Annotated in this window: 11 protein-coding genes; 5 read left to right on the top strand and 6 right to left on the bottom strand. The window is 64.0% G+C overall.

Annotated elements, in window-relative coordinates; translation table 11 throughout:
* Positions 1-4: 4 nt before the first annotated feature.
* Positions 5-388, bottom strand: a complete 384-nt coding sequence (locus H0W65_RS05960) for a MerR family DNA-binding transcriptional regulator (RefSeq protein ID WP_294005184.1) — start codon at positions 386-388, stop codon at positions 5-7.
* A 111-nt stretch (positions 389-499) separates the two neighbouring features.
* On the opposite strand from H0W65_RS05960, the gene purF reads away from it, so the two are divergent.
* Together purF and H0W65_RS05950 are read left to right on the top strand one after the other, a co-directional pair.
* Entirely contained in the window at positions 500-1,948 is a 1,449-nt protein-coding gene (gene purF / locus H0W65_RS05955) for an amidophosphoribosyltransferase (protein WP_294005181.1), read from the top strand.
* A gap of 8 nt (positions 1,949-1,956) precedes the next feature.
* A complete protein-coding gene (locus tag H0W65_RS05950; protein WP_294005178.1) occupies positions 1,957-2,673 on the top strand; it encodes an SDR family NAD(P)-dependent oxidoreductase in 717 nt (238 codons plus the stop codon).
* On the opposite strand, the gene H0W65_RS05945 is transcribed toward H0W65_RS05950, so the two are convergent.
* From H0W65_RS05945 to H0W65_RS05925, 5 genes are all read right to left on the bottom strand, one after another.
* Entirely contained in the window at positions 2,626-3,153 is a 528-nt protein-coding gene (locus H0W65_RS05945; protein WP_294005175.1) for a GAF domain-containing protein, read from the bottom strand. The two genes, H0W65_RS05950 and H0W65_RS05945, sit on opposite strands and share 48 nt — an antisense overlap.
* 11 nt (positions 3,154-3,164) lie before the next feature.
* Positions 3,165-4,427, bottom strand: a complete 1,263-nt coding sequence (locus H0W65_RS05940) for a cyclopropane-fatty-acyl-phospholipid synthase family protein (protein ID WP_294005172.1) — start codon at positions 4,425-4,427, stop codon at positions 3,165-3,167.
* 19 nt (positions 4,428-4,446) lie between these two features.
* The gene (locus H0W65_RS05935) at positions 4,447-5,421 is read right to left on the bottom strand and encodes a metal-dependent hydrolase (protein WP_294005168.1); all 975 of its coding nucleotides are present in this window, start codon (positions 5,419-5,421) and stop codon (positions 4,447-4,449) included.
* 54 nt (positions 5,422-5,475) lie between these two features.
* The gene (locus H0W65_RS05930; RefSeq protein ID WP_294005165.1) at positions 5,476-6,489 is read right to left on the bottom strand and encodes a 2-oxoacid:ferredoxin oxidoreductase subunit beta; all 1,014 of its coding nucleotides are present in this window, start codon (positions 6,487-6,489) and stop codon (positions 5,476-5,478) included.
* Between the two features lie 141 nt (positions 6,490-6,630).
* Entirely contained in the window at positions 6,631-8,508 is a 1,878-nt protein-coding gene (locus tag H0W65_RS05925; protein WP_294005162.1) for a 2-oxoacid:acceptor oxidoreductase subunit alpha, read from the bottom strand.
* 172 nt (positions 8,509-8,680) lie between these two features.
* Between H0W65_RS05925 and H0W65_RS05920 the strand changes: the two genes are divergently transcribed.
* The 3 genes from H0W65_RS05920 to H0W65_RS05910 all read left to right on the top strand — a co-directional run.
* A complete protein-coding gene (locus tag H0W65_RS05920; RefSeq protein WP_294005159.1) occupies positions 8,681-9,160 on the top strand; it encodes an RNA pyrophosphohydrolase in 480 nt (159 codons plus the stop codon).
* A 179-nt stretch (positions 9,161-9,339) separates the two neighbouring features.
* Positions 9,340-9,861, top strand: a complete 522-nt coding sequence (locus H0W65_RS05915) for a cytochrome P460 family protein (protein WP_294005156.1) — start codon at positions 9,340-9,342, stop codon at positions 9,859-9,861.
* A 97-nt stretch (positions 9,862-9,958) separates the two neighbouring features.
* Positions 9,959-10,574: M20/M25/M40 family metallo-hydrolase (locus H0W65_RS05910; protein ID WP_294005154.1), on the top strand; the 616-nt coding region annotated here is incomplete at its 3' end.

Below are 10,574 nucleotides of genomic sequence, written 5' to 3'. Positions count from 1 at the left end.
GGAGCTAGCCTTCCTGTGTCTGCCTTCTGAGCAGAGTGGCAAATTGGGTGAGTTCGTCGATTGTCGCGTCGATGTCGATGCGCTGGCGTTTCAAGGACGCGACCTTCGCCTGGCAGCGCTCAATAGTCTTCAGCCGTTGGGTCTCGCGGCCGTCGCCGAGGTCGTAGAGGTCGAGCAATTCCTTGATCTCGGCTAGGCTCAGCCCGACCCGCTTGCCCCGCAGGATCCACGCCAGCCGGGCCCGGTCCCGCTCCGAGTAAAGCCGCTGCGTGCCGCGCCGCTCGGGCGCGATCAGCGCCTCGTCTTCGTAGAAACGCAGCGCCCGGGCGGTGACGCCATATTCCTCGCACAGTTCACCGATCGTGAAATGGGGGCGGACGGTAAGCATGAATCAATTGCGTACCTTACGTTTCCGTAAAGGTCCAGTATCGCGAAAGGCGACAAATCGGCGGCAGGCGGTTATAGGCCCCGGATCGGCCGCCTCCAGGATTCGCAACCCATGCTGACGACTCATCCGTTCGACGACGACAAGCTCAAGGAGGAGTGCGGCATCTTCGGCATCTGGGGCGCCGAGGAAGCGTCGAGCTTCGTCGCGCTCGGCCTTCACGCGCTCCAGCATCGCGGGCAGGAAGCAGCGGGCATCGTCAGCTTCGACGGCGTCAATCACCATGCCCACCGCGCAATGGGCCACGTCGCCGGCAATTTCGACCGCGACGACATCATCCGCAAGCTGTCGGGCAAGATTGCGATCGGCCACGTCCGCTATTCGACCACCGGCGAAACCGCCCTCAGAAACGTCCAGCCGCTGTTTGCCGAATTGGCGTCGGGCGGCTTTGCCATCGCCCACAACGGCAATCTATCCAACGCCATGACCCTCAAGACCGCGCTGATCCGTCGCGGTTCGATCTTCCAGTCGACCAGCGATACCGAGGTCATCATTCACCTCGTCGCGACCTCAACCTATTCGACTCCGATCGATCGGCTGACCGATGCGCTCGGCCAGGTCGAGGGAGCCTACTCGGTGATCTGCCTGGCGCCAGAGGGCCTGGTTGCCTGCCGCGACCCGCTCGGCATCCGTCCGCTCGTGATGGGCAAGCTTGGCGAGGCGACGATTTTCGCCAGCGAGACAGTCGCGCTCGATGTCATCGGCGCCACTTACCTGCGCGATGTCGAACCGGGTGAACTGGTTATCGTCAACCAAACCGGCATCCGCAGCTTTCGCCCGTTCGCGCCGGCCAAGCCCCGACCGTGTATTTTCGAGCATGTCTATTTCTCGCGCCCGGACAGCGTCGCCGAGGGCAAGTCGGTCTACGAGGTCAGGAAGAACATCGGCGCCGAACTCAGCCGGGAAAGCCCGGTCGTGGCCGACTATGTCGTACCAGTGCCGGATTCGGGCGTCCCGGCGGCGATCGGCTTCAGCCAGGAATCGGGCATTCCGTTCGAACTCGGCATCATCCGTTCGCACTATGTCGGACGCACCTTCATCCAGCCGACCGACGGCGTCCGCCACCTTGGCGTGAAATTGAAACACAACGCCAACTCCGCGCTGATCCAGGGGAAGAAGATCGTCCTCATTGATGACAGCATCGTGCGCGGCACGACGTCCGTGAAAATCGTTCAGATGATGCGCGATGCCGGCGCCCGCGAGGTGCATATGCGCATCGCATCCCCGCCGACCCGGCACAGCTGCTTTTACGGTGTCGACACGCCCGAGCGCTCGAAGCTCCTCGCGGCTCAGATGAGCGTCGAGGAGATGGCGCGCTACATCAACGCCGACAGCCTGGCGTTCATCTCGATCGACGGGCTCTATCGCGCGCTTGGCGACACCCGCGACGCCGCCAGCCCGCAGCGCTGCGATGCTTGCTTCACCGGCGATTACCCGACCACGCTCACCGACTGCGACGCCGAGGGGAAGCCCAGGCCGCTGTCGCTCGTCGCCAGCCGCTAGGGAAGCCCATGACCGACCCGAAGCCCTTCGCGGGCAAGCTGGCGCTCGTCACTGGCGCCAGCCGCGGCATCGGCGCCGCCGCCGCCGAAGCGCTGGCTGAAGCCGGCGCGCACGTCATCCTCACCGCCCGCACCGCGACCGCGCTCGAGATCGTCGAGGACCGGATCCATCAAGCCGGCGGCAATGCGACCATCGCCCCGCTCGATCTGACCGAAACTGACCACATCAAAAAACTGGCGGAGGCGGTGGCCGGCCGTTGGGGCAGCCTCGATATCCTCATCCTCAACGCAGCCATGCTCGGCAGCTTGGGCCCGGTCGAACATCTTGACGGCAAAGAGCTGGAAAAGGTGTTTCGACTCAATGTGCTCGCCAACCAGGCGTTGATCGCGGCCTTCGACCCGTTGCTCCGCCGCGCCGATCGGGCCGAGGTGATCGGCATCACTTCGTCGGTCGCGGCCGAACCGCACGCCTTTTGGGGCGGATACGGTGCTTCGAAGGCCGCGCTCGAAACCCTGCTCGGCGCCTATGCCGACGAGACCGCCCACGCCGGGCGCATGCGCGTCCAGATCATCGATCCGGGCGCTACCCGAACCCGGTTGCGACAGCTGGCGTTTCCGGGAGAAGAGCCGGAGAGCGTCAAGGCGCCGGAGTCGGTCGCCGCGGCGATCGTCGAGCGGCTAGTCGGCGATTGCGCCACCGGCAGCCGGACACGCGTCGAGGGCTGAATTGGCTGGCGGAACTTCCTTCCGCGACAAGATTCGCGCCACGCGGTCGGCATATTGCATCAGCGTTTCAACCGTCTGCTTGGCACTCAAGGCGCGGGGTTCCGGATCGAGTACGCACAAGGTTCCATAGAAGCTGCCGTCGTCGAGGGTGATCGGTAATGAGGCATAGCTTTCAAAGCCATAGAGCATCGGGATTGGGTGTGTCCGCCACACCGGATCGATGCCCACCTCATCAATCACGATCGCCTGGCCGCACTGGCGGATGTCGTCGCAGATCGTCTGTTTGATGTTCAATTCGTCGCCGGGATCGAGCCCGAATTCGATTCGGTCTTCGACTTGGCAGGCGATCCAACGCTCCTCGGTCACGCGAGCGACCGCCGCAAACCCCATCCGGGTTACGTTGCACAGTTCGGCGAGAATCAGACGAATAACATCGTCGTCGCCTTGCTCCACCACCTGTTTAGCAAACTCGTCTCGCATGAAGACCTCTGTTACGCCTCGTCCGTGGCGTGAGAGCGCGTCAGCGTCACTTGCGCGACATCGATGCCCCCTCCTTTGAAACCACCTTCGCAATACATCAGATAATAGCGCCACAATCTATGAAAAGCTTCGCCAAATTCTGCAAGCCGACCGGATTCGACCGCCGCGTCGTAGCGGTATCGCCACTGCCGGAGAGTTTCCGCATAATCTTGACCGAAGCCATCGCGATCCTCCCAGGACAAGCCGCGTTCGGCGGCAAGCGCAGCGAATTTCGGCTCGTCGAGCAGCATCCCGCCAGGAAATATATAGGTTTGAATGAAGTCGGCGCTGGCGGCATAGCGATCGAACAGGCGATGATCGATGCTGATGAATTGCAGCGCCGCCCGGCCCCCCGGCTTCAGGTTGCGGGAGAGGCAGTCGAGGTAGGCCGGCCACCAGCGCTCGCCGACCGCCTCGACCATTTCGACCGACGCGATGGCGTCATATTGCCCGGAAATTTGGCGATAATCCTGAAGGCGGATGTCGATCCGGTTCGATAGTTGTGCTTTTGCAATGTTTTGGTCTGCCCAAGCTTTCTGCGCCACAGATAAGGTCAATCCGACAACCTCGGCGCCGCGCTTCGCCGCCTCGATCGCCAGCGTCCCCCAGCCGCAACCGATTTCGAGCAATCGGTCGCCCGGCTTGAGGTCAAACCGGTCGAGGAGCATTGAAACCTTGCGGCGCTGAGCGGATTCGAGGTCGTCGCCCGGCGCAAATCGCGCGCTGGAATAGGTCATGCTGGGGTCGAGCCAAGCGGCGTAGAAATCATTGCCCAGGTCGTAATGGGCGGCGATGTTGTTACGTGCCTGGGCGAGGCCGTTGTCGCGCAGACGATGGGCAGCCATGTTGGTCCAGCGCATTGGTCCTTTGGCGCGCGCTGCGTCGCCGAGCGCCACCGCATTGGTGGCGAACAAATCGAACAACGGCACCGGGTCGGGCGACGACCATTCGCCCGCCGCCCACGCCTTGTACCAGCCGACCGAGCCCGAGGTCGCCAGCCGCACCAGCGCCATCCAGCGATGGATTTGAACCACCGCCACCGGCCCGGCCGCGTGGAAGCCGACGCGGCGGCGCGAGCAGTCCGGCAGCGTCAACTCGATCCCACCTTTTTCGAGCCGATCGTGAAGCTGATCGACAACCGAGGCGAACAGCGGCGCGGCCAGCCGCCCGACAAGCCCCGTACCGGTCGCGAAGCGCCGGTCGGCGCGCACCAGATGTTCGCCGCGTGATGCCATCGCCCGCCCTATCCTCGCCTCACCTGGCCTTGGCAAGCGGGCAGCCGGGGCCGGTCAGCGGCACGACGACCTTGCGGACGAATCGCGCGCTAACCCGGGGCTCGCCGAACCGGGCATCGCCGATGCTGACCGCCGCGTGGCATGTCGACCGCTCGATCGAGGCCATCGGCAGCACCGACCAGCGCAGGAAGCCGGCGAGCGAGGGATCGGCGCGCCGCGCGCGGCGGACGAGCGGGTCGGCCATCCTGTCGGGCTCGGTCGGCCGAACGTCATGGATGCCTGCGAGTGGACCGAAACTGGCGCGGCCGATGCGGCCGCCTTCCCGCCAAATTAGGTTGCGCTTCCAGAAAAACGCCGGCTCGGTCCCCGCGAACAGCACATCGGGATGGGCGACGGCACCGTTTGCGGCGAGCGAGCGCTTAGCTACCAAGCTGAGCCCGGCATTGGCCGCGATATAGGCAATCGCGATCAGCAGCGCGACTTGCGCGGGCTGCTGCCACTGGCCGCCGCCCCGCTCCCGGTACCGCGACCAGCCGATGCCGAGCGCCAGCGCGCACCACAGCCATACGTCGATGATGAACAGCGCGTCGGTGTGGAACCAGGCATCGCTGAACGGCGACAGCAATTGCACGGCATAGGTGTTTTGCAGGTCGAGCAGCGGATGACTGACCGCGCCGATATAGCTCAGCGCAATCAGCCAGCCGAACCGCATCGGCAGCCCGCTTTTGAAGTTCGCGCCGCGACCGGATTGCCAGCGGTCGAGCAACCACAGGAGTCCGGCCAGAAAAGGGGGCATGACCGCGACGCCGCCGACCAGCCCATGGGTGAAACCGCGGTGCATCGCCAACGGTGACCAGCCGACCCAGCCGAAAAAAATGTCGATGTCGGGCATGTTGGCGCCGAGGATCAGCGCGGCCAAGCCCTTGCGGCTCTTGCTCTTGAGACCGGCCTGACCCAGCGCCCAGCCAGTCAGCGAGTGGGTGAAATTGTCCATGGCGGCGCGAAACAGGCCCTCCCCCGGCCCCTCCCGCCAGCGGGAGGGGAGAGGCTATTCGGCCCGCGGCTCTTTCTCGACTTGCCAGGTCTGGCCCTTGGCGACGAGGGCCTGGAGGTCGGGTGTCTTGCCCTTGGCGATGGCGGCGTTCTGTTCGATCACCGCGCTGTCGAAGGTTGGTTTGGGATCGTCATAGATCACGCCCAGCGCGACCGGGAAACCGACGGCGGGCATCTCGACCAGCATGTGGGCGACGCTGCGGTTCTTGGGGTCGTGGACGATGACCGACGGGTCGTCGCCCTCGACCACCTTGAGGGCGAGGGTGGCGACGTCGAGCGCGATACCTTTGGTGCCGCCGGCGAACAGCATCTTTTCGCCCGCGACCAGCCACAACTGCCGCTCGGCCGCCGCGTCCTTGGCGGTGAAGGAGGCGAAGACGTCATCGTTGTAGACGATGCAGTTCTGGAAAATCTCGATGAAGCTGGCGCCCTTGTGGGCGTGAGCGGCCTTGAGGACATCGACCAGATGTTTGCTGACGTCGATCCCGCGCGCAACGAACCGCGCGCCGGAACCCAGCGCGAAAGCGCACGGGTTGGCGGGACGATCGACCGACCCGAACGGGGTCGAGGGCGATCGCGTGCCAATTCGGCTGGTCGGCGAATATTGGCCCTTGGTCAGTCCGTAAATCTCATTGTTGAACAGCAGCAGCTGGCAATCGAGATTGCGGCGCAGGAGGTGCATTGTATGGTTGCCGCCGATCGACAGCGCGTCGCCGTCGCCGGTGATGATCCACACGTCGAGTTCGGGATTGGCGAGCTTGACCCCAGTCGCCACCGCGCAAGCGCGCCCGTGGATGGTGTGGAAGCCGTAGCTGGCCATATAATAGGGAAAGCGGCTCGAACAGCCGATGCCGCTGATGAACACGGTCTTCTCGCGCGCCGTGCCAAGGTCGGGCATAGTCCGTTGCACCGCCTTCAGCACCGCATAATCACCGCAGCCCGGGCACCAGCGCACTTCCTGGTCGCTCGCCCAGTCCTTAGCGGTGGTGATCTTGGTCACTTCGTTCATGCGAACACACCGTTGAGCCAAAGGACGACGAAGACAACCACGATCAACATGGCGATGAGCGGGAAGGGATTGATCGGTTTCATACGCTCGCCCACCCCTGCCAATGTTCCCAATGTTCGCACCAACGACGTGCGCTCGCCTTCATCGCAGCACCCCTTCGATTGCTGCCTCGATCTCAGCGATGCGGAACGGCTGGCCGCTGACTTTGGTCAACGACTTCGCATCGACCAGAAATTGGTCGCGGAGGATGGTCTTCAACTGGCCGCTGTTCATCTCGGGGACCAGGATATGCTCAAAGCCGTTCAATAGGACAGACATATTTGCCGGCATCGGCGCGATGTAGCGGATGTGGATGTGCGATACGTCGAGGCCGCGAAGCCGCGCACGGCGGACCGCCTGGTGGATCGGGCCATAGGTCGAGCCCCAGCCGACAATCGCCAGCTGGCCGCTGGTTTCACCCAGAACAACCTGCTGATCGCCGATGGAATCCGCGATGCCGGCAACCTTGGCGGCGCGCACGCGGGTCATCTCCGCATGAGCCTCGGGCGAATAATCGATGTTGCCGGTGCCGGGCTGCTTTTCGATCCCGCCGATGCGATGTTCGAGGCCGGGGGTGCCGGGCTTGATCCATGGGCGGGCGAGCTCGGCGTTGCGCGCATAAGGTAGCACCTCGCTCCCCTCCTCCTGCTCGGGCGCGAACGTCACCGGAAACGGCGCGTAACCGCTCATGTCCGGCACCTTCCACGGCTCGGCCGCGTTGGCGATATAGCCGTCGGTCAACAGCAGTACCGGGGTCATGTAGCGGGTGGCGATTCGGCACGCCTCGATCGCGCAATCGAACGCGTCGGCGGGCGAGGCAGCGGCGATCACCGGGATCGGCGCGTCGCCGTTGCGGCCATAGACGGCTTGATAAAGGTCGGACTGCTCGGTCTTGGTCGGCAGGCCGGTCGAGGGACCGCCGCGCTGCGAATTGACGATCACCAGCGGCAGTTCGGTCATCACCGCGAGGCCCATCGCCTCGCCCTTCAAGGCGATGCCGGGGCCGGACGAGGAGGTGACCCCCAATTGCCCGGCGTAGCTGGCGCCGAGCGCGGCGCAGATCGCGGCTATCTCGTCCTCCGCCTGGAAGGTGGTGATGCCATATTCCTTGAGGCGGCTGAGGTGGTGAAGGATTGGGCTCGCGGGGGTGATCGGGTAGCTGCCGAAGAACATCGACAGGCCAGCGAGCTGCGCTCCGGCGACGAGTCCGACCGATAGCGATTCAGCGCCGGTGACGGTGCGGTAGAGGCCCGGCGCAACCGGTGCGGCGGCGATATGGTGCTGGCGGACATGAGCGCCGATCTCGACTGTTTCACCGTAGGCGTGGCCGGCGTTGAGGGCGGCGATATTGGCTTCGGCGAGCTCGGGCTTCGCGGCGAATTTGGTGGTGAGCCAGTCGACGATCGGCCCCCGGTCGCGGTCGAACATCCACAGCGCGAGCCCGAGCGTCCACATATTCTTGCAGCGCAGCGCTTCCTTGTTGCCGAGCCCGAACGGCTTGACCGCGTCGAGCGTCAATTGGCTGATGTTGAAGCTGACGACCTGCCAGCGCGCCAGGCTGCCATCCTCGATCGGATTGGCGGTATAGCCCGCCTTGGTCAGGTTGCGCTGCGTGAACTCGCCCTCGTCGGCGATGATCAGGCCGCCATCGCGAAGGTCCCGCGAATTCACCTTCAACGCCGCCGGGTTCATCGCGATCAGCACGTCGGGCTGATCCCCGGCGGTCTCGATCGCGGTCGATCCGAAATTGATCTGAAATGCCGAAACGCCGAACGTCGTCCCCAGCGGCGCGCGGATCTCGGCCGGAAAATCGGGGAAGGTGGCAAGGTCGTTGCCGGCCAGCGCGGTCGACAGCGTGAACTGGCCCCCGGTCAGCTGCATTCCGTCGCCGCTGTCCCCGGCAAAGCGCACCACGACCGCCTCCATCAGCGGATGGGCGTGGGATTCCTGTTCGGTGATGAGATGGGTGGCCGAGGCCATGCGATCATTCCTATGAGTAGCGCTTTGGATACCCTTACGACTGGCGCACCTGCTTCGCCACCCTTTCATCATCCGTCATTGCGAGCGGAAGCGAAGCAATCCAGCGGCGCGAACTGGATTGCTTCGTCGCTTCGCTTCTCGCAATGACGCTCTGGGGCGACGAGGAACCGCGATGACCAACGACGACCATCTTTATCGCCGCGGGGTTGGCGTGATGCTTCTCAACCGCGAAAACCTCGTCTGGGTCGGGCGGCGCATCGATAATCGCGACGAGGCGTGGCAGATGCCGCAGGGCGGGCTCGACAAGGGCGAGGACAGCTGGGCCGGGGCGCTGCGCGAGCTGGAGGAGGAGACCGGGATCGCGCCGCGCCTGGTCGAGCAGATCGCCTGTCATCCGCAGCAGCTCCGCTACGACATCCCCGAAGCGATCGCCGCGCGGCTTTGGAAGGGCAAGTGGAAGGGGCAGATCCAGGACTGGTATCTGGCGCGGTTTTTAGGGAGCGATGACGATGTAAACATCGCCACCAAACATCCCGAATTCAGCCATTGGCAATGGGTCGAGTCCAAGCTGCTTCCAGAGCTGATCGTCCCGTTCAAGCGCGACCTCTATCGACGCTTGCTGCGCGAGTTCGCGCCTCGACTTGGCGCCTGACCGCCAGCCGCCGGGGACGAGCCCTTGCTTTCGGCCGCGTTCGCCATTTTAACCGTAGAACCCCTGTCTTCGGCCGCAATTTCTGACGCTCGGGGGCATTCATCGCCACTCACCCCCTCATGACTTCACAATCCCCACCTCATCCCCTAGCTATGCCGCGCCTCCGCAAGCACGCGGCAATGATCGGCACGGCCACAACAGCAACTGGAGAGCACTCCATGGTTCTTCGGCGCACAATCAGAGCAATGGCAGCGACAGCATTGCTGCTCCTGCTCGGCGCATCCCAACGCAGTGCGCTTGTCGACTATCCGGAGGGATTTCGCCGCTGGACACATATAAAGAGCGGAGTGAACGGGCCAGCATACGGTCCATACGAAGGAATGTATAACATCTACGGCAACGCCAAGGCGCTCCGAGGCTATCGCAGCGGACGTTTCCCCGACGGCGCGATGCTCATATTCGATCTCCATCGGGTCCGAACGGAAAGCAATGGGCCGCAACCCGCCGAGCGAAAATTCATCGATGTGATGCAGAAAGATGCGCGGCGCTTCCGCTCAACGAGCGGGTGGGGATATGAGGAGTTCGCGGGCGGCGATCGCAACAATCGCGTGATCGCTCCTGATGCGAGGATGAAGCGATGCCATTCATGTCACGTCGCGCAGCAATCGGCTGACTCCGTCATTACTCGATTCAGCGACTAAGGTTCCTGCACAGAGCCGCCTAGCAAGGGAATTCAAAGGCCTCCTGTGGAGGTGGTGCGGAGTAGCGTTCACCCGCTTGTCTCGCTAGGGAAGTGCGATGGGGGCCCTGTCCAGCATCGAGGAAGACTGCGCCAAACGGGCCACCGCGGAACCGATGCTCGACCATGTCGAGGGCTGGGCCGCTATCAACAGTGGCTCGCGCAATCTCGGCGGACTTGAAACGATGGCCGGACTTCTTGCGGACGCATTTTCCGCGCTGCCCGGCGAACTTCGATTGATCGATCCGGTGCCGATCGAGGCGATCGCCCCCGACGGCAAACCGATCGCCATCGACCATGGCCGCAACCTTCACCTGGTGGTTCGACCCGAAACCGCGCTGCAATTGCTATTCACCGGTCATATGGACACGGTGTTCGGGACCGACCATCCCTTCCAATCGCTCCAATGGATCGAGCCCGGAAAGGTGCTGGGCGGCCCCGGCGTGGCCGACATGAAGGGTGGGATTGCGGTCATGCTCGCCGCGTTGAAGGCGTTCGAGGCGAGCCCGATGCGCGACAGGCTCGGCTATGAAGTGGTGCTCAATGCGGACGAGGAGGTAGGCTCGCTCGGCTCGGCAGCGTTGATCACCGCCGCTGCACGGGGCAAACGCGCCGCACTAACATATGAGCCATCGGCGCTGCCCGATGGAACACTCGCCGGAGCGCGGCCTGGGA

The sequence above is a fragment of the Sphingomonas sp. genome, assembly GCF_013816785.1.
Classification (GTDB): domain Bacteria; phylum Pseudomonadota; class Alphaproteobacteria; order Sphingomonadales; family Sphingomonadaceae; genus Sphingomicrobium.
The sequence above is the reverse complement of the archived record's forward strand: the minus strand, read 5'-3'. Positions and strand labels throughout refer to the sequence as shown.

What these genes read in the sequence shown, in the direction of transcription:
- H0W65_RS05960 (WP_294005184.1), bottom strand. Translation starts at nt 388, where the DNA reads ATGCTTACCGTCCGCCCCCATTTCACGATCGGTGAACTGTGCGAGGAA.
- purF (WP_294005181.1), top strand. Translation starts at nt 500, where the DNA reads ATGCTGACGACTCATCCGTTCGACGACGACAAGCTCAAGGAGGAGTGC.
- H0W65_RS05950 (WP_294005178.1), top strand. Translation starts at nt 1,957, where the DNA reads ATGACCGACCCGAAGCCCTTCGCGGGCAAGCTGGCGCTCGTCACTGGC.
- H0W65_RS05945 (WP_294005175.1), bottom strand. Translation starts at nt 3,153, where the DNA reads ATGCGAGACGAGTTTGCTAAACAGGTGGTGGAGCAAGGCGACGACGAT.
- H0W65_RS05940 (WP_294005172.1), bottom strand. Translation starts at nt 4,427, where the DNA reads ATGGCATCACGCGGCGAACATCTGGTGCGCGCCGACCGGCGCTTCGCG.
- H0W65_RS05935 (WP_294005168.1), bottom strand. Translation starts at nt 5,421, where the DNA reads ATGGACAATTTCACCCACTCGCTGACTGGCTGGGCGCTGGGTCAGGCC.
- H0W65_RS05930 (WP_294005165.1), bottom strand. Translation starts at nt 6,489, where the DNA reads ATGAACGAAGTGACCAAGATCACCACCGCTAAGGACTGGGCGAGCGAC.
- H0W65_RS05925 (WP_294005162.1), bottom strand. Translation starts at nt 8,508, where the DNA reads ATGGCCTCGGCCACCCATCTCATCACCGAACAGGAATCCCACGCCCAT.
- H0W65_RS05920 (WP_294005159.1), top strand. Translation starts at nt 8,681, where the DNA reads ATGACCAACGACGACCATCTTTATCGCCGCGGGGTTGGCGTGATGCTT.
- H0W65_RS05915 (WP_294005156.1), top strand. Translation starts at nt 9,340, where the DNA reads ATGATCGGCACGGCCACAACAGCAACTGGAGAGCACTCCATGGTTCTT.